Here is a 24471-nt window from a genome sequence, read left to right on the forward strand (position 1 = left end):
GCGTATAAAGTGCTGTTTTTGTATCCTGATATCAATCTGAAGCGGCACGTAAATGACTCAATAATTTTTAATCCAAATCATTTATTATCGGATGATAAATCCGGTAAGAGGGGAAGTTATGTGTTTATGTTTAACCGTTTAAAAGAATAGTATGTAAAAATTTTCACGTGTTAATTTTTAGAACTAATATCTAAAACATTGTCAAACTGTAATTTATGAAACAAAACGTTTACAACAAATTGCGATGGTATCTGTTATTTACATTTACCTTATGCTATATGCCGCTTGCTTTCGCGGGATCAGGAAAGCAGACTCCGGATAAAATTATCAGCGTTGACTTTAAGAATGAGACGCTTGTTAATGTGATTAAGGATTTGAAAAGCAAAACGGGATATGAATTCCTCTATAATCTGGAGCTTGTCGACAAGGCTCCCCGTATAACCGTAAAGGCGGATAATAAACCTTTTAAACAAGTACTTGAACTTTGTTTGGAGAAGACCGATTTTGCCTATCAATTTGTAGATAGTACCGTGGTCATCAAAGTGAAAGAAAAGAATAAGACTTTGATCGAACGGAAGATTACCGGAATTGTTATGGATGAGGCGGGAATCCCGTTGCCGGGTACCACTATTGTTATCAAAGGGACTCGGGTAGGGATCGCTGCGGATACGAAGGGAAAATTTGAATTGAAAATTCCCGATGTCAAAGAATTAGTGTTGGTTGTCAGCTTCTTGGGTTACGAGACGCGGGAGGTGAAGATTACCGATCAGAAAGAGATAAAAGTGATCCTGAACGAGAAAAAAGAAAATTTGCAGGACGTGGTGGTTACCGGTTATTCCAATGTTAAAAAGTCCAGTTTTACGGGAGCTTCGACCCGGGTGGAGAAAGATGATATATTAAAAGTATCTCCTACGAATGTAATCGACGTATTACAGGTATATGATCCCTCTCTACGTATCGTAAGGAATAACGAGATGGGGTCCGATCCCAACACGTTACCGGAGTTTTACGTGCGCGGTCGTTCGGGGATCGGTGTGAAAGAATTGGACAAGGGAGATGTTTCCCGAACTTCGCTGGAGAATAATCCGAATAACCCGGTTTTTATTTTAGACGGATATGAGGTCAAAATAGAGAAAATTTACGATCTGGACCCGAATCGGATACAGAGTATCAATATTTTGAAAGATGCGGCAGCCACGGCGATCTATGGATCAAGAGCGGCTAACGGTGTAATTGTTATCGAGTCGGTAGCGCCTAAACCGGGTGAGTTACAGGTATCCTATACTTTTACGGGAGCCATCACAACACCCGATCTGTCCGATTATAATTTAATGAATGCCCGGGAGAAGTTGGAGACGGAAGTTTTAGCCGGGTTATTTGAAGGGAAAGATGATAAAGAGCAGGCGGAAAAAAATGCCGAGTATCACGCCAAATTGAATAATATCATCAAGGGAGTGGATACGTATTGGCTCTCTTTGCCGTTGACCACTCAATTCAACCATAAGCACTCTCTTTACGTGGAAGGAGGAACTAACGAGATCCGTTACGGAATATCCCTTCGTTATAACGGTCAAAACGGAGTAATGAAAAAGTCGTATCGAAATACTTATGGCGGTGATTTTTATTTGGATTATCGTTTCAAAAAGATCCAGATACGAAACATGGTTACTTACGATAAGATGAGTTCCCGCGAATCTCCTTACGGCAGTTTTTCCGATTACACGAAGAAAAATCCTTACGACTATTATAAAAATGAAGATGGCAGTTATATGCAGACTACCCAGAGCTGGAATAGTTCCATCGGAACGTTGCAACGGTTGAATCCTATGTATGAAGCACATTTGCATAATTACGATAAGAGTAATTATAACGAATTGACGGATAATTTGAATATTAATTGGTACGTCATGGATCAGTTGCTTGTCAAAGGTCAGCTCAGTTTATCTCAATATTATAGTGAACACGAGAAGTTTACGGACCCGCTTTCCAGTACTTACATGTCTTACTCTTCTTCCGATTACGGGAAAAGAGGAGATCTGTACATAGATGATACGAAAACGACTAAGATGGACGGTAACGTGTTGATCAGCTATAATAATATGATCGGAAAACACAATATGAATTTTTCTGCCGGTGTTAATTTTATCGAGACTAAAACCAAAAGTGGATCGGAGCATTACCGGGGCTTCCCTTCCGGCCAGCTTCATTCGGTTAATTATGCGGCGGAAGAAGCGAATAAAAAGATGATTTCAGAAAGTCATACCCGCCTGTTCGGCGCCTTTATCTCGTTGAATTACACGTATGACGATATCTACCTTTTCGATCTTTCCGGAAGGCTCGACGGTTCTTCGGAGTTCGGAAACGATAACCGGACGGCTCCTTTTTGGTCCGGTGGATTCGGAATCAATTTCCACAATTACGATTTTTTGAAAGGGAACAGTATTTTCAGTCAATTGAAAGTCCGGGCTACCTACGGACAGACCGGAAAGGTTAATTTTGCTCCCTATGCTGCCAAGCATACCTATAAGACGATCAACGATAAATGGTATTCAACCGGATTCGGCGTATACATGAAATACATGGGTAACGAAAAACTCGGTTGGGAAACGACAAATACGTTGAATATCGGTGCCGATATCGGACTCTTGAACGATCGCATTAAGCTTGTAGGATCATGGTATAACAAAAAAACGGTTGATATGGTGAATTCCATTACAATTCCCGCTTCTTCCGGTTTTACGACCTATACCGATAATATGGGAGAGGTACAGAACAGGGGGATCGAGCTGGATCTTAAAGGGGATATCATTAACGAAAGGGACATATACCTTTCTGCTTTTGTCAATCTGGCACATAATAAAAATAAAATATTGAAGATTTCCAACTCGTTGAAAGAGTATAATGACCGGGTTGACGAATACTTTGATGAGTATAACAAGAATGCCAATACGGCTAAAGATGCCAAGTACGCCAAACCGTTTATGAAATACACGGAAGGAGGGTCGTTGACGTCCATCTGGGGGATGAAGTCTTTAGGTATAAATCCGGCCGACGGTAATGAGATTCTCGTGAACAGGGATGGGGCGGTGACCTACGATTGGAACTCTTCGGAACAGGTGATTATCGGGGATAGTGAACCGGATGTACAAGGAGCTTTCGGTATTAACGCCCGATATAAAGGTTTCACCTTATCGGCTACTTTCATGTATGAACTGGGAGGACAGGCTTATAACCAAACTCTTGTAGATAACGTGGAGAATGTGGATTTTCGCAATAACGCGGATAAACGCGTATTGACCGATCGTTGGAAGCAACCGGGTGATATTGCCAAGTTCAAAACGATAAAAGATGCGGATAAAAAGGTAACTCGCCCGACCTCTCGTTTCTGTCAAAATAACAATACATTGGACTTTAATTCGTTGACCATAGGATACGATTTTAATCCTGAATTGTTGAAAAAGATAGGATTCAGTATGCTACGTTTGCAATTTAATATGAAGGATATAGCTCATTTCTCCAGTATTAAGCGGGAACGGGGGCTTTCCTATCCTTTTGCCCGGACGTTTAATTTTACTTTGAATGCAAGTTTCTAATTTAATGATTAATAGGCCATGAAACGATATACTATTTTATATTTACTTACGATCCTTTTTTGGGCAAACTCTTGTAACAGTTGGCTCTCGTTGGATGCGGAAGACGAGATCGATTCGGATTATCTTTTGAGTGAGGCGCAAGGATTTCGAAATGCATTGAACGGGATTTATCTTAATCTGGCGGAGGGGAAACTTTACGGACGTGAACTTAGCTGGGGATTTCTGAGTGCTATTTCACAATATTACGATCCTATTATTTCTACCGAGTATAAGGCAGCAATGGAATATGATTATGAAAACGCCTCGGTCAATACTATTATCTCGGATATATGGTTAAATACGTATAACGCGATAGCCAACTGTAATAATATCATTGCCAATATCAATAATATAGAACCGGGTAAATTTGAATTGGGGGAAGAGGAGAGGGACTTAATTTTAGGCGAGGCTCTGGGGGTAAGGGCTATGCTTCATTTTGACATGCTCCGGTTATTTGCTCCCGCTCCGGCAACGAACCCTTCGGGGAATTACATTCCCTATTTCACGATTTATCCTTCGACGTCTGAACCTTATCTGACAATAGACGATTTTCTCGGGCATGTGATTGATGATTTGGTGAAAGCCCGGAGACTGGTTGCTCCCCACGACAGTTTGAATATGGATCTCGAGAGGCTTGCCGGGCGGCTTACCGGCAATTTGATGACGGATAAAGATATGTTTTTTCGGTTGAGAGGGACCCGCTTTAATTTGTATGCAGCCGATGCGCTATTGGCAAGGGTATACCTGTATGCAGGGGATAAGACGAATGCTTATAAGCATGCCCGTTACATATATGACTCCTATGTGCAGAAATATAATTATTACGACCATTTGAGGCTGACTCCGGCTAATGATATCACAAGTTCTATCCTGAAACGTTCCAGAAAATTGTATGACGGGATTATTTTAGGATTGTATAATTCAAAATTGTTGGATCTGTATGAGGAGTATTACAACAAACGAGGAGAGATGCCTTTGAAAAATGTAGAGGAGATGTTCGAGGGGAACGAAGACGACTATCGGTTGGTTTATTTGATCACACCTAATAACAAAGGGCATCAGGAAGCTTTGAAATACATGCGGGCGGACGAAAAAATAAATAACGTGAACAGTTACCAGGGACCGATTATTCCTTATATCCGATTGAGTGAGATCTATTATATCATGTGTGAATGTTTGGTGGATACGGATAAAAAGCAAGCCGTCGATTTGTTGAATGAGTTACGTTTGGCCCGGGGATGTAAGACGGATATTCCATATACCGTGACGGAGTCTACTTTTATGGATGAACTTGTGTATGATGCTCGAAAGGATTTTATAGGGGAAGGGCAGTTGTTTTTTATGTATAAACGTCTGAATCGTCCTGTTTTGGATGGTAAAAAACAGATTCAGATGGGGAACAAGTTTATACTTCCTTTACCGGATATCGAAACTATTCACTAAAACATAGACATTATGAGAAAATATATTTTTTATATCATCGGAATATTATTGATCGGAGCTTGCTCGAAGGATGAGATAGAGGCTTTTAATACTACTCGGCAATACCTTTTCTTTGAAAAGAGTTATGCGGATTCGATAACTTACTCTTTTTTCTATTATCCGGATTCAACCTCTTTGACTGTTCCCGTCGGAATTAAGTTGATAGGAAATACAACGAATTATGACCGGGAATTTAAGTTATCGGTAGACACGAAAAACAGTACGGTTGAAACCAAGCATTACTCTTTTCCGGAGAAATTTCTTCTCCGGGCAAATCGAGTTGTCGATACGGTGTATTTTAAAATCAATAATGCTCCTGATTTAAGGGAAAAGAGTGTACGACTCGTGTTGAGAATCGAAAAGAATGCTCTGTTTTCTCCCGGACAGTATGAGTACACGCAAAATATCATTCGCTTTAGTGACATTATCGCTCCACCGGAATGGTGGAGTCAGGAAATCGTAGACAGTTATCTTGGTGTCTATACCGAAAAGAAATTCCGGTTATTTATGAAAGTGACCGGGGTAGGGGATTTGAGTGATCTATCGTCTGACGATATATGGTACTTGTCCCGTTCATTCAAATACTATTTGCTGGAGATGGAGGAAGCCGGAACTCCTGTCGTCGATGAAGATGGGAATAACATGAGCGTACCTGTTATTGGTTAAATTTAAAAATGTTGATCTATGAAAATCAAATTTATGTTCTATTGGATTATAGGAGTTTTATTTCTACAATCCTGTTACGATGATAAGGGAAATTATGATTATAAAAATATCAACGAGGTGACGGTTAAGTTACCTAAGAAATATTTTCCCAACCTGATCATGGGGGATCCTATCGTGATAGAACCCGAGATAACGTTTAAAAATCCCAAGGATACCGCTTACTTTAAGTATGAATGGTATCTGGCATCGGAGCTGATTTCCACTTCTCGGAATTGTAATGCTTCCTGGCCTGAATTAGGAGAAACTTACGGTGAGTTTCGTGTTGTCGATACCCTGACGAATTGCCAATATATTGTTAATTTTAGTGTCGATCAGGTTACTCCTTACGAGACGGGGTGGATGGTGTTATATGACAGGAACGGGAAATCGGAGTATTGCTATATCCAAGAAAAAGGCGGAGTATACACCGATTATGTCGATTTTTATCAGAAGTTGAATGGAGAGGGGTTAGGTTCTACTCCCTTAAGAATGGTGGAACATTATACCACGAGTAGCGGTATTTCTGAAGTCCTCGTTATTCAGCGCGGAGGGTTGGGATGTGTAGAGATAGATGGAAGAAGTTTACTGAAAAAGGTGACAACCCAACAGGAATTTATCGGGGAGAGCTTGCCGGAAAATTTTGCTCCGGTGGATGCTTCTTATGCCGGATATATTAATTATATACTGAACGAAGACGGCCGGGTATTTAGCCGTAAAGCCAATCCTAACAGTTTGCATACCAATCGTTACAGTACTCTTCCTTTAGCGGATAACGGTAAAGAGTTGAAAATCGGAGCTTTGGTTTCCGTGGCAGAGTCGAGGGCCGAATTTACCGTTTTGTTTGATGAGACGAACAATCGACTTGTCGGTTCGCTTACGCGAAATAACAGTCTCGCGGGTAAACTAACGGATCTGTATTGTAAAAACTATCCGGAAGGAGCAATCCCACTGAATAATATCGGAGAATATAAAATGGTTTATACGGGAGCTTATTTGGAGGGCCAACAGTCTTGCGAGTTTGTCTCTATTTTTAAAGACCCTCAAAATCAATACAAGCTCCAGCAATATATGATCCAGTATATAGTGGGGGGAGGGCTCGAAGTTATGAAGATAGAGGAACCGAAAATCACGGGGAATGGATTATTTAACGAACAAAGTCTTTATTTTTTACTCAGGAGACGTCCTTATATTTTCTTTACAACCGGGGCTAATTCCGACCAACTTTATTATCTCGATCTGGCAACGAATAAGACCAATCTTTATAAAGATTTTGAAGGGGAACGAATTGTTTCTCTGTGTGCCGATAAGACATGCCAGCATTTAGGTGTTGCTCTTGAAAACGGTAGATTCGTTATTTTTGATGTGGCCGACCAGCTACTTGGCCGGGAAGTGAAAGTATTGCATAGTGTGGATAATTTAGGTAAGGTAGTCCATGCTATTTACAAGTATGGCAATTTAGCCAATTTTACTTATAATTGATTCTTTTAATGTTTGTATTTAGGTTTTAATAGAGTTGTCCGGAAAGTAAATTTCCGGACTCTTTTTTATACTAATAGCAACTTTATTGTTTATTGAAATAGAGATAGTCGATCCTTTGGAGGCTTTTTATTTTTCGCTCTTTGATCGTGTATGCTTCATCCGATATTCCGGTAAACAGGAGTGAGTTTTTCGAAAGGGCAAGTTTATCGGGCATGGAGCCGGATTTTTTGTCCGAAAGACGATACAATCTACTCCGGCGGGGTGCAGGTTTACCCTACTTATCATTTTAGGGTTATACGGATCGGGAACAAGTGCGTGTCTTTCTTTTATCCGGTTGAAAAACCAAGATGTATAAAAGGCTGATAGGTCCGTTCTGCGACTGGCACGAATGATCTACGGCGAAGTTGGTAAAAAAGAGAAGAACCTTAAAAAAGGCGGTTTACTTTGAATGTAAAAGATACAAAACGGAAAAGACGATTTTACGTTTAATGCGATTTTATATATAAAAAAATAAGGATTTTAATATAAAAAAGTGTCGTTTCGATGTATAACTTCTATATTTGTCAAACTTATCGGAAGTACGTATTTTAACATTGAAATGAAACTTGGTTGGCTGTTTTTAGAAGGTTTTATTATGAAACGGATTGGTTTGATAAATGTATTTTTAATGCTTTTGTTGGCGGGTTGTTTTTGGGGGTGTAGCGGAAATAAAGAAACGGAAGAGATTTATCCCATAAGATTCCCCGATCTTTTTTATGAAGTCCGGATGGGGATGAGAGAAAGTATTTCTTTTGTGGACGGTAGCGGAGATTATACGATCGATGTGGAAAATCCGCAATTACTGGATGCTTCTATCGGTTTAAATACGGATAATCTTTTAATTCAAGCGAAAAAAAAGGGTGAAACGATTCTATCTATAAGGGATAATGGAGCGGGAGAGACGGTAAAATTGAAAATAAAAGTAACGGATATTTATTTAGGGTTTGTGTTGGTTAAAAGTGATCTCCCGGTTTTTAAATCCGAGACGAATTTATTCCTTGTAAAGAATGATAAAAATGAATTTTATCTGTTTGATAAGGCAGAGAGTTTTAACGGACCTGCAGGGGAACCGGTCTTAAAAGGTAGTTATGAAATTACAGTGGAGAACAATGCGCCTTATTTAACGCTTACTTATAAAGACGAGACGGAAACGGCGGTCGTTCGCAAGTTTGGTTTGTCAGGAAGTGACGGGGGCGTTTTCGACGTGATGAATACCGTATTTGAATTAGGATGGGAAAAGTCTTTGGAGAAATCTTCCCGTAGTATCGGACCCCGGATTTATTTCTTGCATCTGACAGAAACGAGTACCTTTTACAAAGCCAGGGGAATGATGGACTACTCCATGCATATGCCTGAAGGTATTTTGGAATAAATTAGGAAAGCCCGTGAGGAATTTATTGTTTAAATGCCTTTAGCGGATACCTGATCACTTCATCCATGAAATTTTTTAATAGTTCCCGTTGTTCTTGCAACGGGAGCGTTTCGAATTCCTCGTGTTTTTTTGCCGATAGTTCGAACCAGTAGGAGTTACCCTCCTTGTAGGGAGAAGCGGCATAAATACCGTTTTCTTTTACCGATTCGGATAGGATATCGTAAACAGGTTTTCCCCACCCTTCATCTTTTGAGAATGAGATACAGATTAACGGTTTTTCCCTGTTGTAATAGACTCCGATCCAGGCCCAAGTCGGGGCGATCTTTTCGGTGGTATAATCTATCCTGAAATAAAGTCCCTGGACTCCATTCCTGTTCCCGTTTTTATCGGAATAAAGGTCTAATATAAAATCTTCTTCCGATCGGTTGATTAATTTATTCAATTCAACCATCAACTGGTATAGCGAATACATACCGTCTAATTTCATAGCTTTATTGAATTTTATTATGCCGCAAACATTCTGAAGATAGGAAGAGTAGCCGTTAATAAGTTTGAGGGAATCATCCTCCTGAATATATTTTATCTGTTCGGCCAGCTCATCGAAAAACATCTCCCATGTTTTGGTCATATACCCACTCATATATAACGAGTAATTGGTGATGTACCCGAGTCTCTCTTTACCCACATGATATGCTTTTTCATATTGGCCGAAATGATGATTCCGGTCTCCAATCTTAACCTCGATTAAGAAGGGTTTGTCGTCCCCTTTTATTCTGATTAAAAAATCGACCCGACTATCACCCTCGTCGTCATCCCTTGTCTCCCTCTCGAAGTATTCGATCAGGTCTGTCTCCAAATCGGGAAAAAAGAAATGAATGAAGATCCGTTTAAAATCCGGACAGGCATTACATAACGCCCACGTAATGTCCGACAAATCATTCTCTTTGTATCGCCTGGTCGCCAGATACTCGAAAAACAGCTTTAGCATTATTATTCTAAATTATTCCTTACACGTGAGGTTTGCACCCGAACAAATCTCGGAAATAATCTTGGGAATAACAAATGGAAATGATTGTAGATTGTAAATTAAGAGATGGTATAATTGATTTTTGATATGACTATTCTATTAGATATTGTACATTAATCGTCAATTAAAAATTCGTAAGTGGCCATAAAATTGCTGATTTTAAAAGTTGTTCTTAAAAAATTGCATTATTGTTGTTTTTATATATATTTGCTAAAATTAGCATTGTGATAATAAAAATTATTGTTGATTTTTTAAATAACAGAATAATTTTATGGATCAAATTAGGATTAAAATAAACTCCACAACTAATATTACTAACATTAAAATCTATCATTATGAAAAATAAAATTGTTCTAATAGTTATTAGTTTGTTTTTGTTGTGTTTTGGTGCTAAAGCGCAAGCTCCACTACCTCCTGATGCTACAGCTTCCCCAACAGCTTTTAGTTTATATGAAGGTGAAATGAAAGAAGTGGTAATTTGTTTTACTCCTGTTTCTGGTTTTTCTTTAAAGGATCTTATTTTTACGATAGAAGCGAATAATGAAGGTGTAGAAGTTACAGAAGGAATTTTTGATAATAATACAAAGCATTTGACTGTTAAAGGTCTAAAACCAGGAAGGTATGAAATAGTTGTTACAATTGTGGGATTCCAGCAAGATAAAAGGACTGGATGGTCTTTCTTTTTTACTATGGAATTAAAATTATCAGTAATTGTAATCTGATAATAAAAATAATCGGTTTCGTGGAGTTTCCGATTATTTAACTATTTTAATGCAATAGGAGAAAATGAAATTATATATATCGTTATAATTTATATCAAAACGTATAAATTGCAATTTTAAAGAATTTATTATTATGACATTCGCTAACCTTATAATAGTCTCCCGTTACCAGATGAAATTATTATTTCGTAATTGGATCGTGTGGTTTTTGTTTTTGATAGTACTTGGATTAATCTTGTTTTACCAAATTGATAACCAGCGTATTTTTGGCGAAACGAGGAATGATTTTTATTCGATGCTTTCTTCTTTAATTCCTGCGACCAACGCTTATTTTTTTAATCTATTACAGGTTTTGCCGTTTTTGTACCTTGCGGGAGATTATATTTACGGGAACCGCAAACTGGATACTCTTGCCGTTATCGATTCCCGGCCACAGGGTAACGCTTCTTGTACGGGTGGGATGAGTTTAGGTATAGTCATTGTTTTTTTGTTTTTCGGTGCGATAAGTTTGTTTTTGGGGATACTCGTTAATTTATTTGCCAGTAAACTGGCTTTTAACGGGTGGTATTCCTTGTTTTATCTTTTTACTTATGTATTGCCGACCACGATCTTTTTGACGGGTTTTTCTTTTTTCGTGGTCTATTTAACCCGTAACCGTCTTTTTTCTTTTATTCTCTTAATCGGGTACTTGTTGTTGACCGTCGTTCTCTTGCCGGATACATGCCAGGGCTTGTTTGATCCTTTTGCCCTTCATGTACCCAATATTTTTTCCGATATGGTCGGTTTCCCCGACCCGTGGGGTTATTTTTTGCACCGTTTTTGCTGGTTGCTGTGTGGTATAGGTTTTTTTAGCGCCGCAGTGGTGTTGTCCCGCCGTCTCCCGAATAGTACACGGGACGAGCGTTTATGGAAATTTATCTGCGTGATATGTTTTGTCCTTGGTGCCGGCAACGGTACGACTTTTTATTTAAGATATCAAGGTTCCGTAGAGGCTCGTCGTCTCTACCGTGATGTATACGTCCAGTACAATTCCTACCCCAAAGTTACCTTGCTCGATTTGGATATGGATTACGAGTCGCGTGGAAGTCGATTGTCGGTCGATTGTCGTTTACGGGTTCGGAATCAAAACAAGGAACGCGTGGAGAATCTTCTTCTTTACCTGAATCCTTCTTTAGAATTAGAATCGGCACGTGTAGACGGGAAGGATATCCCGTGGAAGCGAGATGAACAGGTGCTCCTGCTCTATAGCGGTTTGGCAGCGGGAGAGGTGTGTGAGGTGGAGATACGTTACAGGGGTAAGATCGATGAACGTATATGTTATGTGGACATCCCGGATAAAACGTTTTTCGATCTTTCGGACCGGGGAGATTTCACGTGTCGTTTCGGGAAGCGTTTCGCTTATTTGGGAGAGGATTACACTCTGCTCACCCCTGAATGCTTGTGGTACCCGGTATGTACTCCCCCGGTTAACCCGGGGAATGTATACGCTGTTGATAAACATTTTTTCAATTCGACGCTAAAGATAAGGGGCACGGGAGATAAGGCTGTTTTTTCACAAGGAGCGTCGTTCAAGGAAAGAGAGGTTACTTTATTCCGTTCGACAAAGCCTCTTGTCGGGTTATCGCTTGTAGTGGGTCGTTACACCGGCGATATGTTGCCGGTAGATTCGGTGCAGTACGGTTATTATGTTTACCCGGGACACGGTGATTACTTTAACGGTTTGGAGGTCGTATCGGATTCACTCCCGGGGGTGATTTCTTCTTTTTCGAAAGCGGGGCATGGAAAGCCTTACCCTTTCGATCGTTATCTTTTTGTGGAGACCCCGCTCTCGTTTTGTAGTTTCTATCGGGTCTCTCGGAACGGAAGCGGGTACGTGCAGCCGGAGATGTACTTTTTCCCTGAGCAGATGATCGGTATACCTCTCCCGAATTTTAAAGAAGAAATTGTCCGGATGGAGGAAGAGGATCGAGTAAACAGAAGAGGGGTACTTACACCATTCAGGTATGAAATGAGGGTATTAGAAAGAACCATTCGTCAAGTGATGTTCTATACTAAAATTGTTAAAGGACAACCTATTAATGTATTGAATAAGTTTGATGAAAACAAAATCCTTGTAAATAATTTATATGTGGATTTTCCACTTTATAATGACTACACGATTAGTTTTAACTCGAAGGAATATCCCGTACTTAATACCCTATTAAATCAAATGACCGATAAGGCTAATTTTGAGGAGTACTTGAGAACAGTGTATCCCCAAGCAAGTTCAGGAATAATTGATAACTCTCACGTGAGGTATTATCTTTCTAAAAATAGTTTTTCTGATGCTCTTTCGGATGCATCATTTCTCCCCGTATTGTTAAATGATTTGTTAAGAATAAAAGTCGATCAGCTTAAGGATATACTCTTGTTGTATTCTTCTTCAGAGGAGTTGAACAAGTTTTTGGTTGGTTTTGTTCAACAGTATACATTTAAACAAGTGGATTTTGAAACATTTAATACTGCCTATAAACAAGAGTTTGGCATTGACTGGATGGAATTTTTACCGCAATGGTATTCGGAGAATAGAGTTCCAGCGTATATCATAAGAGATTTTAAAATGGCGGAGATATTGGAATCTGGAATGACAGAAAATCTTACTGGTAAAAAACGTTATAAAGTGCAGGCAAGTATATATAACACGGGAGAGGTTGACGGTATTATTTCATTTAGTTTCTATACAGACAAGGGACCTCAACAGAAGAATTTTCTGGTAAAAAGGCATGAGGGGCAAAGGATCGAATGGATTGGGGAAGAGATAGGTTTTGGTGTAATTTTACTTACTAATATAGCCCGGAATAACCCGGGAACAAAGTATGCTCAAAAAGGTGTAACAACTAATGACACTACACAACGGATAGAGCAATTACCCTTTAGTTATTTTCAACCTCCGGCCAACGAGATTATTGTCAACGAGGATGACGAGGGCTTTCGAATCATTCAACCGAAATCTCGTTTGTTGCTCGGTCGTTTACTCGGTCAACGGGAAGAAGGATATATCACGATTAATGGTAGTTCTCCGTATACCGGAGAGCTTCCAGAGTGGACTTATTTTGCCGCACCTTCTTACGCTTACGGTGATATCACGGAGGGTTTTGTTTCCAAGAAGGCCGGTAGGGGAGATTTTAGCGTGGAGTGGCATGCTCGAATAGAAAAATCAGGAATGTATGAAATTTTTGTTTATATGACTCCCATCCCTTGTTTAACGTGTAAGCGCTATATATATAACTTGAGAAATTCAATTCCTACTAATACCATTCAGTTGTTTCAGTATTACACGGTCACGTGTGACGAGGGTGTGAAAGAGATTCCCTTGGACGTTAATATCGGTTGGAAAGCGGAAAAAGGGAAATGGATATCGTTGGGACATTTTAAATTGACGCCCGGAGAACACGTGATTACTTTAAGTGATAAATCCAACACCTCGGATTTTAATATCTATGCCGATGCCGTAAAATGGGTCTATATAGAAGATGAATAGCACATGGGGACGGGGGTAAAGTGCTATGTATTTTAATTTATGATTGAAGAAGAATAAAATGATATAGTAATGGAGCGTGATTAAAAAGTTTTGAATATGCACGGGGAAAGACGTTGTACCGGCGGACTTGCGTAAAATAGTTTTGCAAATGTAAAAAATTAAAGGTATTTTGAAGACGGTTTCAAAATATAATTAATTGTAATGCTATGGAAATAAAATCCCTCGGGAAAACGGACTTCGATATTGTGTTTGAGGCATTTAATCGGGCTTTTGCCGATTATGAGATTCAATTGAATAAAGAACAGCTTCAGATGATGTTGAAGAGGCGTGGTTTTGATCCTGAATTGTCTTTTGCCGCATTTGAGAAGGGTGGAATCGTGGCTTTTACGTTTAACGGCATCGGAAATTTCGGAGGGATGCCAACGGCTTACGATACGGGTACCGGGACATTAAAAGAGTATAGGGGAAAAGGGTTGGCTACGGAGGTCTTTAAATATTCTATCCCTTATTTGAAGGAAACAGGGATTAAGCAGTATTTGTTAGAAGTTTTGCAGCACAATACAAAGGCTGTTTCCGTTTATCGAAATCTCGGATTTGAGGTAATTCGTGAGTTCAATTATTTTATGGCCGAGAATGAGGAGGTTCGGAATACAATCAACCGTCCTTTTGTTGCCTGTATAATCAAACAAATTAATAATATCGGCGAATATGATTCGATTCCTGAATTTTGGGATTTTACCCCATCCTGGCAGAATAGTTTTGAATCCATCCAAAGAGCTGCCGAGGGGTTCGTTTGTTTGGGTGCATTTATTGAAGATAAGCTTGTCGGGTATTGTGTTTTTGAACCCGCTTCCGGAGATATTACCCAAATAGCGGTTGATAAACGATACAGAAGGAGAGGAATTGCTTCCGTGTTACTTCATGAAATGATTAAATCAAATCAAAATGATACAGTTAAAATCATAAATACGGATATTTTATCACCTTCGATCACCGATTTCCTAAAGGCGAGAAATATAGATATACAAGGAAAGCAATTTGAAATGATAAAACAGTTATAGCGTGATTTTATAGTAAAATTACAGTTTTATGTTTTTTTGACTGTTTGATTTTTATCCGATAAGTTTTGGAGAAAGAATGAAATGTTTTGAAAGAGTGCCGCTTTACTAACGGCACTTTTTCAATTTATAATATATTGATAGCTTGTTGTTTTTTCAGAGTCGTATTATTTTATTCATCTTAGAATGCACGTCCTTGTTTCAGATCCTCGACAAATTTATCGATACGTCGCAATTGTGCGGGGGTAGCGATATTTTGCGGACAATGGGTATTGCATTGATCGCAGCCGATACAATGGTTAGCCTGTCGCAGGTACGGAACAGAACGGTCGTAACCAATAAGAAATGCTCGGCGGGCTTTGCGATAGTTCGTATACCGTGACGAAGAGGGCATATTGCCTTCGTTGATGCATTTGTTGAAATGGAGTAAGATACCCGGAATATTCTACCGTAAGGACATGGCATACAGTATTTGCAATCGTTACAGGGAATGGTCGGGTAGCGGAGCAATTGTCGTGCCGTTTCTTCCAAAAATTCCTTTTCTTCAGAGGTCAGTTCTTCAAAGGGGGAGTAAGTGCTTAAGTTGTCCTGAAGGTGTTCCATATAGGCCATGCCGCTTAGTACGGTTAGAACATCCGGAAAAGAGCCGGCAAAGCGGAAAGCCCAGGATGCGACGCTCGATCCGGGACGTCGTTGTTTCAATTGGGCGGCAATATGGTCGTGTACATTAGAGAGACGTCTTCCCAAAAGCGGTTCCATGATTATGGCCGGAATACCCCGTTTCTCTAACTCTCCGTAAAGATATTCGGCATCCGTATTGCGGGTATTTACCTCTTTGGCATGTTCCAGTCCACATAGTTGAGCTAAATTTGTACGAAATCCCATTTGATTTTGCCGTGTCGAGAGAGTAGGTAATCGAATATGCGAATATCCCCGTGGTAAGAGAATCCGAGGTTCCGAATACGTCCGATTTCCCGTTCATCAAGTAAAAAATCCAATAGGCCGTTATCTAATGCTTTATTCTTGGCTCAATTCGCCAAAGAGTTATGGATATAATACTCTGAAACGGACAACGATTGGTATAGTAAACGACCAACTCTTTTAATCGGCACTTTCTCCACTTATTACACACTTTTTAAAAGAAGGAACAGAAGGAGCTATTTTAAGGCGAGAAGCGAAAAGCCGTTTGATCGTTTTTCAACGGTTTCTAAACCCTGTCTCGGGAACCATTCGGTATTGCTCATAAAGTGATATTTTTTTGTTTCGATAACTGTAACCAAACCATTTGTGCCTTGCTATTTGGCATCGTCGACGACAGTTTTTAATAAGGCTTTGGCATACCCTTTTCCTTTGTATATTCCTGTTATTCAAAAATAATTGATTATTAGATGGTTATGGTCTCTACGGGAGTCCATGCTTTTTGTGCGGGAACATATTCGATAAAAACTTTTGCTTTTTCATCCAATCTTTTTTAATTCGTAACCTTCGCTACATTGCTTGTCGGAGAAAACGCAACAGAGATGTTGTGTATCAATATTCTCTTTTGTCAGGGATGTATATTTTAGGTTTAGTTTTTATATTTTATAAAAATAGATAATTGTTGTTTGTGTGTTAATCAAGCTTTTTCGCTTGTCGATGGGCAATAGAATCTTTGTATATGATAAAAAATGATTGTAGTTTTGAGCATTGCTGAATAGATAAAATGATGATATGAAATTAAAAGGCTTATGGTTGGTTTTCAGTTTACTCGTGTTGCCGGTTATAGTAAAATCGGAACATGAAAATTTACAAAAGCAATTACGGGAAACGATCGCCGGAAAGAATGCTCAAGTCGGTATAGCCGTTATTCTTAACGGCAAAGATACGATCACTGTGAACAATGATTGTCAATATCCTATGATGAGTGTTTTTAAGTTGTACCAAGCCTTGGCTGTTGCAGATTATTGTCAAAAAGAGAAGTTGTCTTTCGAAACGTCTGTTTATATTCGACGATCCGATTTGAAATCGAATACATATAGTCCCCTTCGCGACAGATATCCTCAAGGTGAAATTTTTCTTCCGATTAAAGAGTTGCTGAAATATACCTTGCATTTAAGCGATAATAACGCGTGTGATATTCTTTTTGCTCGAACCGGTGGGACGGAGGCAACTGACAAGTATATACGAAGTTTGGGTATCCGGGATTTTTCCGTTGAATTTACGGAGGATGAAATGCATAAGGACATAAATACCTGTTATAGGAATTGGAGTACTCCTCTTGAAGCGGTTAAAGTCATGGAATTACTGCTTACTCGGCCGTTATTCGATAAAGATTATCAGGATTTTATTAAACAGGCGATGGTTACCTGTGAGACTGGAAAAGATCGCTTGCCTTTTCCGTTAGAGGGGACAGAAGCAATCATCGGTCATAAAACGGGAACAGGAGATCTCAATGATAAAGGCCAGATCATCGGAATAAATGATGTGGGTTTTGTATATCTGCCGAACGGGAAAAGATACACGATAGCCGTTTTTATAAAAGACTCCGCGGAAAATATGCAGGAATCTTCTCGAATCATAGCTGATATTTCTCGTGTCGTATATCAATATGTGAGCGAAATATAGACAATACTACCGGTAAGAGGTATTTCTCTTCCGGTAGCGGGAAGTTTTGTAAGGAGATGGTTCGCTTTATCTGGCATGTTAATTTTGAGCTATGTATTCTTTATACATTTTCTCTATCTCCTTTATTGAAATATCCAATGTCTTTATTTGTTTGAAAAATTCCGGTAATTCTTCGTGCAGGAATACATCCTTGCGAAGAGTCATAATCCGGTCTTTGGCCCCTGCCGATACGAAATAACCGATACCGCGTTTATTGTATATTATTTCTTGCCCCTGAAGGTAATCGTAAGTACGAACGACCGTGTTCGCGTTTACCTCCACGGTGGCAGCGTATTCCCTGACGGATGGAATACGCTGCTCTTCTTTATATTGTTCTTGCAGGATTTCGTCGCATATCCGGTCGGCTATCTGCAAGTATATGGATTTATTTTCTTTAAATCTCATAATAAATGAAATTTCGGTTTAATAATTTGTGAACGGGTAAAGAGTTTATAACTCAACCACCAGTTGAAAATAGTAAATAAACTAAAGAAAGTCACACCTGCTGTCAATATATTCTTCACTGTTGCCCAAGTGGCCTCTCCGGAATACAACAGGGCAGACGTGTTTTCGGGGTCCTGTCGTCCTATGGCGATTGATGCGATAAAGCCTAATAGAAACATTATACCCCAAAGGGTTCCCAATGTTTTTAAAAAAGGTTTTTTATACCAATAATTGCCGCCTAATATGAACAAGGAATGATGCCAGATAACCGAAGTCCAGATACAAGCCGAAACCAATCCCCAATTAGAAATTCCGCTTCCGTAAATAACGGAACTATTTTTACCACTCATACAAATCATATCTATAAACATAGAAAACATCTTAGGTAATACGGTCTGATGCAAAGTGGCAGGTACGTTGAATAAAGGAAGCAGAAGAAGACGGGTAATCTCAGCCAAGGATACGGTTAACAGGATAGCCACGAAAAGACCTACCGTAACGTATAAGAATCTTACAATAAACTTTTCAAACATAGTAGCCGGAAGCATAAGGAATGATATGCGTTTCTCTTTCGTTTTCATATTTTCCATAATATTGGCCGCGTAAATAAAAGATGCAATTCCTGCAATTATCATAAAGGCAATCATTCTGCTTAGACAAAAATGTTCTACCGCCCACTCGGGATTATCCAACCAACGCGGCTCGTTATTTGCCTTGATCATGGCAAATATTAACGTCAATGCAAATGCCGCGTAAAGACCGATTAATCGGTATACATTCGTTTTCCAGTTTTCAATGATCTCGCGTTTCATTACCATGACTATGCGCGATAAGCTAAAAAAGTTGTTCGCATCCATAATGTGCCTGTTTTTACTTGTTAAATATTGATTGCATTTTTTCCCTTTCTGTCAGCATAGCGTTGAATAATACTTCCAGATTCAAATTTGTTTCTTCATTTTCAAAATTCGGGAAGATTACGCTATTTCCTTGGATTGATGATTGAATATATAGTGCATTATCTGTCGGTTCATTTATCCCTTGATCTGCAAAATATAATTTATTACAGATGTTTTTTACCGATGTATTTAGTAATACGCTGGTACCGTCGATAATAATTACATGATCCAACAAGCTGTCGATATCTCTTACCTGATGGGTCGAGATAATTACCGATTTATCATCTGTCATGCCCGAAGCGATCACTTTACGGAACTGGCTCTTTGAGGGAATATCCAATCCATTGCTGGGTTCATCCATTAACAGCAGAGGGGTGTTGGTTGCCAATGCGAAACACATAAATGCTTTCTTCTTTTGTCCCATCGATAGTTCGCCCAAATGGATATCCTCATTCATATCGAAATCGCGAAGGCAGGCTCTTAGCTGTTCATGGCTGAAATTCGGATAAAACGGGGTGTTCAGTTTCAAATATTGTTTCAAGCTGACCGGTGGTAGTGTGAATTCTTCCGGTACAAGGAACATATCTTTTAATATTTGCGGATGGCGCATTGAAACATTCATTCCCTTGTAAAATATTTGTCCTGCTCGAGGACGAAGTAAGCCTGTCATTAAATAAAGCAAAGTCGATTTACCTGTACCGTTCTTCCCTAAAAGACCGTAAACTGAGCCTTTGCCTAATGTCAGCGAAAAGTCGTCAAAGATTTTTTGTTTTCTCTTTCCATAACTGAAAGATAAGTTTTTTACTTCGATCATCATGGTGGTTATAGATTAATTGGTTTATGTGTGTATTAGTTTAATAGTACACTGCAAATGTGTATAATTTATTTGATTAGACAAGCGGAAACCTTAATATTTAACTATAATTAACCAATATGTCGTGTTATGTTGTTGATTTTCAGTTAGTGTTTGATTTGCCAGATTCTAATTTCCCGAATAGCATTTTACGGTACAGAGGTGGACTGTTGATAAAGGTTTCCAAACGGTAAATCGGAAAGAGAGTTTGAAGAGTGACAGGTGATGCTTGATCTGCTTGCAATATAATGATAATAATCGGAATTGTTTATACGAATTGTGGATATGATTAAAATAAGTATTTTTGTGTTCAATCATGATAGCGAGCATCTTATAAAAAATACTTACATGTATTGAAATATAAAACGAAAAAATTATGCAGGATATCGTAAATGGCCGATGCGGTTGGTGTGGAACCGATGAATTATATGTTAAATATCACGATCTGGAGTGGGGAAAGTTAGTGACGGATGATAAGATCCTTTTTGAGTTTTTGGTATTGGAGAGTGCTCAGGCGGGCTTGAGCTGGATAACTGTTCTTAGGAAACGCGAAGGTTATCGTAAGGCTTTTCATGACTTTGATGTTGAGAAAGTTGCTCGAATGACCGATGAAGACGTTGACCGATTGATGCAATTCGATGGTATCGTGCGGAATCGGTTGAAAATCAAATCGGTCATTACGAATGCAAAACTGTTTATTGCCATTCAAAAGGAGTTTGGTAGTTTTTATACCTATACCCTTTCGTTTTTTCCGAACAGAGCGCCGATTGTAAATCATGTTCGGTCAATGAGTGAAATCCCGGCATCTTCTCCCGAATCCGATGCAATGAGTAAAGATATGAAAAAGAGAGGATTCAAATTTTTCGGGACGACAATTTGTTATGCTCATTTGCAGGCTTCTGGGTTTATTAACGATCACCTGACGGATTGCATTTGTCGAAAATCGTAAAAGTACCGTCTCGTTACGGAGTCTTTTCGAGGTATAGGCTCTATATTAATTGATCTGCCGGGAGTCGAAAGTAAGAATGTGCTGTAAATTTATGATATATATTGATTTGACGGTAGTCTTTGAACTCCTTATGAGGGTAGAGAGATAATTCGGAATTTTGTTCTATATATACATTTTGATCTTTAGTGTGACATGATTATTTTTGTCTTTCCGAAAATAGTGCATACAGTTATGGTGCCGTGCAAAATGAACTGCATGTATCGTGTAATAAAAAAGTAATCGAAATAATGAGAAAGAGGTTGTTTTTGTTTGTCGGGCATATTGTTTTCATATTTGTAAGTCTGAGTTTTTCTTCTTTCACTTCTCGAGCGGCCGATGTCAGGGAGCACCGCTTGCTTATCATCAACTCCTATAACGAGGCGGCTCCGTGGAGCCAGGAGTTGATCACCCCGATTGCGTTGTTAACCGCCCGGACGGATGGCGTACGTGCCGATATCATCCATATGAACGGTACGTTCATTCGTAATGCATCGATGTACCGCCAGGTGGAAAATGGTATATTTCAGCGTTTTGAGGATCAAAAACCGGACTACTTGGTACTGATCGGCAACATGTCCTTTACCTTAAGGGAACGTATCGTGAAGGAATGGGGCGATATTCCGATAGTGTTGATTTCCAAAACTAAAATATACGGGCCTCAGGAATTTTATATGACAGGCGAAACGTCCGATGTATCGGACGATATGCTTAAACCGTTGATCGACCTGCAAGGCAAATACAATTTCACAATGGTCGAAGTGCCCGATTTGTATAAGGGGACGATCGACATGATGGTGGGGATGCTACACGGAATGCGCAAGGTGGTGTTCCTGGCCGATGAATTCTACCTGAACCGCTACCTAAACGGGCTTATCCGCCGATATATAAAGGAAACCTATCCTGATTTGGAGTACGAATGGCTCGTGGGTAATGAGCGCAACAGTGATCTTATGCAACAATATTTGAACGACCAAGATCCTTCGGTCGGGCTGTTGCTCTCCACTTGGTTTTACGAACGTGTCAATGTGCACGGGTTTCCGATGCTGATCTCGGGTGATGCCCGGATGATCTCTGCCGCGAAACGTCCTGTTTTCGCCCTACGGAGCGCTTATCTGAGCAACGGTATCGACGGGGGGTATTTCCCCGATCCTCGGCGGACTCAGGCTGCCGTCATGCATGCCGTCAATCAAATGTTGGACGGCGTACCTATGCGTGCGGTTCCTTTCGCGTACGCAACAGAGGCATTCCCTATCGTCAATTATCCCAGGCTCGTTCAGGATGGGATCCCAGTAGACAGATGCCCCGAGAATACGGTGTATCTCGATAAACCCAAAACATTCTGGCAACAGTACAGTTGGTACATCATCGTGGGATTCGTCATTTTTACAGCAACGATCGTGATCGCTATCCTTAATGCGGTATTCCAGCGTAAGAAGATGGCTCTTTTCAGGAAACACGCCGAGCTGGTCGAGCGTATGCCCATCGCCTATACGCAGGCGACCGTGCGGTACGGTGCCGACAGCCATGTTGCCGACATCGATTGTCACTCGGGAAACGAGGCGTTCGCGTGTCTGATCCGGCAAAATGCCCTCCAGGACACTCCCGGCAAACTGTTTGCTCCCGAATATATCTCCAACTTGATCGAGACCGTATTAAGGAAAGGACTCCCCGTTACTTTTTCGCACTATTTCAAACAGACCGATACGTATTACGAGTTTCTGATGTACCAGTCTGAGCAGGGAAAGGAGCTGGATATCTTCGCCATCGACATTACGGCAAAAAGCAAAGCGACCAATGAGCTGAGGGAATTTGCGGAGAAACTGGACATCACTCTGAGCGTGGCGCATATCATTCCGTGGCGCTGGGATCTGGAGAGCCATAAGATCGCTTGTGAGGCTCAGCGCATATTGAGGCACATGAATTTCACCAAGCAGCGAGGATCAACCCATCTGGTCCATATTATTGAGGAAGCCGAATATTTCGAGCGCATCCATCCCGATGATGTAGTGCACGTAAAGCAGGCCCATCAAGGTTTTCTGGAAGGAAAGCTCCAGTACATCAAGACCGAATTCCGGATAGTTACCGACAAGAACGGACAGTTGCATACCGACTGGCTGGAGGTCCATGCTGCCGTAGTTGAAAGTGACGACCGGGGGCGGGCGAAAGCGCTTATCGGTTCGTTGCTCCTGATCACCGAACGTAAGAAGCAGGAACAGGCTCTTATTGCAGCCAAAGAGAAGGCCAGGGAGTCCGACCGCCTGAAGTCGGCGTTCCTTGCCAATATGAGTCACGAGATCCGTACGCCGCTCAACGCCATCGTCGGGTTCTCGAACCTGTTGCTCACCACCGAGAATGAGCAGGAGAAACAGGAGTTCGTAAACATTATCGAAACCAACAACCAGTTGCTACTGCAATTGATCGGCGATGTACTCGATTTGGCTAAGGTCGAGTCCAATACGTTGGACTTCATTTATAAAGCCGTGGATCTTAACGATCTGATCCGTACGATAGACAGCACGGAGCGTCTACGCCTGCCACCCGGGGTAGTGCTCAACTTCATGCTCGGTGCGACCGATTGTGTTGTTCACACCGAACCCAATCGTTTGTCACAGGTATTGATCAACCTGATCTCCAATGCTCGTAAGTTTACGAAGAGCGGAAGCATCGTTTTCGGATACGAGTTGCGTGGAGACAAGATTTACTTTTTCGTGAAAGACACCGGTATGGGGATCTCCCCTGAGGGCCAAAGCCGACTTTTTCAGCGTTTCGTCAAACTGAACGATTTCATGCCGGGCAATGGACTTGGACTCTCTATCTGCAAAGGAATCGTCGAGAAGATGAACGGTTCAATAGGCGTCGAATCTGCAGGTGAAGGCAAGGGTTCTACGTTCTGGTTTAAAATTCCGTATTTGCCCGCCGAGATCGTAAAGGCGGAACAAGTCGTTGCGGAGCCCCCGAAAGTTCCGCTGGGACGGAAGAACATCACGATTCTCGTTGCCGAGGATAATGAAAGCAACTTCCTGCTGTTCCAGTCCATCCTGAAGACGGAATACAAACTCATCCACGCTTGGGACGGATGCGAAGCAGTGGCACTCTGCCGGGAGCATAATCCCCAGTTGATCATCATGGATATCAATATGCCGAACATGGACGGTTACGAAGCTACCCGGGAGATCCGTAAATTTTCCAAGACGCTCCCCATCATAGCCGTGACGGCCTATGCATTCGCGTCGGATAAGGAAAAGATCCTCAAAAACGGTTTCAACGGTTATGTCTCTAAACCGATCAATCCGACAAAATTGGGTGTTGAAATACGAACTATACTCAACAAGAACTTTACGTTAGTCTGATCACGGGAACATATCGACCGCCGGGTGTTGAAGACTATATACGGCATCCGTTTCCAGAACGATCCCGATGGAAGCGTTTAACCGTATATGTCGGTCAGCACCATGCTGGTGGATAAATAGCATCCCAGACTGCAGGAGTTCTTCGAAAAATGGTTTAAAAGCCCCGAAGGCAATGTACGGGGAAGAGGCTTTCGTTAGATAACAAGGTCGTATCTTCAATTTTTAAAATGTATTTATTTGTTTTCGACACATCTCTATTTG

The 24471-nt window shown here is 40.5% G+C and carries 17 protein-coding genes and 2 pseudogenes; 11 read left to right on the top strand and 8 right to left on the bottom strand.

Annotation, left to right across the window (positions count from 1 at the left end; all coding sequences use genetic code 11):
* The first annotated feature begins 215 nt into the window (after positions 1-215).
* Genes BN3283_RS02635 through BN3283_RS02650 form a run of 4 tightly spaced genes read left to right on the top strand, consistent with a single transcriptional unit; the run spans position 216 to position 7298 of the window.
* Entirely contained in the window at positions 216-3593 is a 3378-nt protein-coding gene (locus BN3283_RS02635; protein ID WP_059025550.1) for a SusC/RagA family TonB-linked outer membrane protein, read from the top strand.
* 18 nt (positions 3594-3611) lie between these two features.
* Entirely contained in the window at positions 3612-5075 is a 1464-nt protein-coding gene (locus BN3283_RS02640; protein ID WP_041502568.1) for a RagB/SusD family nutrient uptake outer membrane protein, read from the top strand.
* A gap of 12 nt (positions 5076-5087) precedes the next feature.
* A complete protein-coding gene (locus tag BN3283_RS02645; protein ID WP_059025551.1) occupies positions 5088-5780 on the top strand; it encodes a DUF4843 domain-containing protein in 693 nt (230 codons plus the stop codon).
* Positions 5781-5798: 18 nt separating this feature from the next.
* Positions 5799-7298, top strand: a complete 1500-nt coding sequence (locus BN3283_RS02650; protein ID WP_059025552.1) for a PKD-like family lipoprotein — start codon at positions 5799-5801, stop codon at positions 7296-7298.
* Between the two features lie 82 nt (positions 7299-7380).
* Here BN3283_RS02650 and BN3283_RS14615 read toward each other — a convergent pair whose 3' ends face one another.
* Positions 7381-7512, bottom strand: coding sequence for a hypothetical protein (locus tag BN3283_RS14615; RefSeq protein ID WP_286137477.1), 132 nt, complete (start codon positions 7510-7512; stop codon positions 7381-7383).
* A pseudogene (locus BN3283_RS14250) lies at positions 7512-7691 on the bottom strand (DUF1848 family protein); the annotation flags it as partial. The pseudogene BN3283_RS14250 and the gene BN3283_RS14615, both read right to left, overlap by 1 nt.
* 241 nt (positions 7692-7932) lie before the next feature.
* Here BN3283_RS14250 and BN3283_RS02655 point away from each other — a divergent pair.
* The gene (locus BN3283_RS02655; RefSeq protein WP_147625529.1) at positions 7933-8709 is read left to right on the top strand and encodes a hypothetical protein; all 777 of its coding nucleotides are present in this window, start codon (positions 7933-7935) and stop codon (positions 8707-8709) included.
* A 22-nt stretch (positions 8710-8731) separates the two neighbouring features.
* Here the strand turns inward: BN3283_RS02655 and BN3283_RS02660 are convergent, their stop codons facing one another.
* Positions 8732-9697 carry a hypothetical protein gene (locus tag BN3283_RS02660; protein WP_059025554.1) on the bottom strand — a complete coding sequence of 322 codons (966 nt, stop codon included), beginning with the start codon at positions 9695-9697 and terminating at the stop codon, positions 8732-8734.
* Positions 9698-10071: 374 nt separating this feature from the next.
* Between BN3283_RS02660 and BN3283_RS02665 the strand changes: the two genes are divergently transcribed.
* The 3 genes from BN3283_RS02665 to BN3283_RS02675 all read left to right on the top strand — a co-directional run bounded on the left by BN3283_RS02665 (position 10072) and on the right by BN3283_RS02675 (position 15039).
* On the top strand, positions 10072-10458 hold the full coding sequence (locus BN3283_RS02665) for a hypothetical protein (RefSeq protein WP_059025555.1): 387 nt from the start codon (positions 10072-10074) through the stop codon (positions 10456-10458).
* Between the two features lie 172 nt (positions 10459-10630).
* Complete coding sequence (locus BN3283_RS02670; RefSeq protein WP_286137478.1) at positions 10631-13978, top strand: golvesin C-terminal-like domain-containing protein; 3348 nt, start codon at positions 10631-10633, stop codon at positions 13976-13978.
* A gap of 206 nt (positions 13979-14184) precedes the next feature.
* The gene (locus BN3283_RS02675; RefSeq protein ID WP_059025557.1) at positions 14185-15039 is read left to right on the top strand and encodes a GNAT family N-acetyltransferase; all 855 of its coding nucleotides are present in this window, start codon (positions 14185-14187) and stop codon (positions 15037-15039) included.
* Between the two features lie 178 nt (positions 15040-15217).
* Here BN3283_RS02675 and BN3283_RS02680 read toward each other — a convergent pair.
* Positions 15218-16061 (bottom strand): annotated as a pseudogene (locus tag BN3283_RS02680) (aldo/keto reductase); the annotation flags it as partial.
* A 685-nt stretch (positions 16062-16746) separates the two neighbouring features.
* Here BN3283_RS02680 and bla point away from each other — a divergent pair.
* Complete coding sequence (gene bla / locus BN3283_RS02685; RefSeq protein ID WP_059025558.1) at positions 16747-17640, top strand: class A beta-lactamase, subclass A2; 894 nt, start codon at positions 16747-16749, stop codon at positions 17638-17640.
* Positions 17641-17718: 78 nt separating this feature from the next.
* On the opposite strand, the gene BN3283_RS02690 is transcribed toward bla, so the two are convergent.
* The 3 genes from BN3283_RS02690 to BN3283_RS02700 are packed head-to-tail and all read right to left on the bottom strand — an operon-like array spanning position 17719 to position 19836.
* A complete protein-coding gene (locus tag BN3283_RS02690; protein WP_059025559.1) occupies positions 17719-18084 on the bottom strand; it encodes a GntR family transcriptional regulator in 366 nt (121 codons plus the stop codon).
* The gene (locus tag BN3283_RS02695) at positions 18081-18980 is read right to left on the bottom strand and encodes a hypothetical protein (RefSeq protein WP_059025560.1); all 900 of its coding nucleotides are present in this window, start codon (positions 18978-18980) and stop codon (positions 18081-18083) included. Before BN3283_RS02695 ends, BN3283_RS02690 begins: the two co-directional genes overlap by 4 nt.
* A gap of 13 nt (positions 18981-18993) precedes the next feature.
* A complete protein-coding gene (locus BN3283_RS02700) occupies positions 18994-19836 on the bottom strand; it encodes an ABC transporter ATP-binding protein (RefSeq protein ID WP_082667053.1) in 843 nt (280 codons plus the stop codon).
* A gap of 412 nt (positions 19837-20248) precedes the next feature.
* Here BN3283_RS02700 and BN3283_RS02705 point away from each other — a divergent pair, with 412 nt between their 5' ends.
* Positions 20249-20821: a DNA-3-methyladenine glycosylase I gene (locus BN3283_RS02705; RefSeq protein ID WP_059025561.1), complete on the top strand. Its 573-nt coding sequence runs from the start codon at positions 20249-20251 to the stop codon at positions 20819-20821.
* A gap of 287 nt (positions 20822-21108) precedes the next feature.
* Entirely contained in the window at positions 21109-24210 is a 3102-nt protein-coding gene (locus BN3283_RS02710; RefSeq protein ID WP_059025562.1) for a response regulator, read from the top strand.
* Here BN3283_RS02710 and BN3283_RS14460 read toward each other — a convergent pair whose 3' ends face one another.
* A complete protein-coding gene (locus tag BN3283_RS14460; RefSeq protein WP_147625530.1) occupies positions 24211-24429 on the bottom strand; it encodes a hypothetical protein in 219 nt (72 codons plus the stop codon).
* Positions 24430-24471 lie beyond the last annotated feature (42 nt).

Origin of the sequence: Gabonibacter massiliensis (assembly GCA_001487125.1) — a bacterium.
GTDB lineage: Bacteria > Bacteroidota > Bacteroidia > Bacteroidales > Marinifilaceae > Gabonibacter > Gabonibacter massiliensis.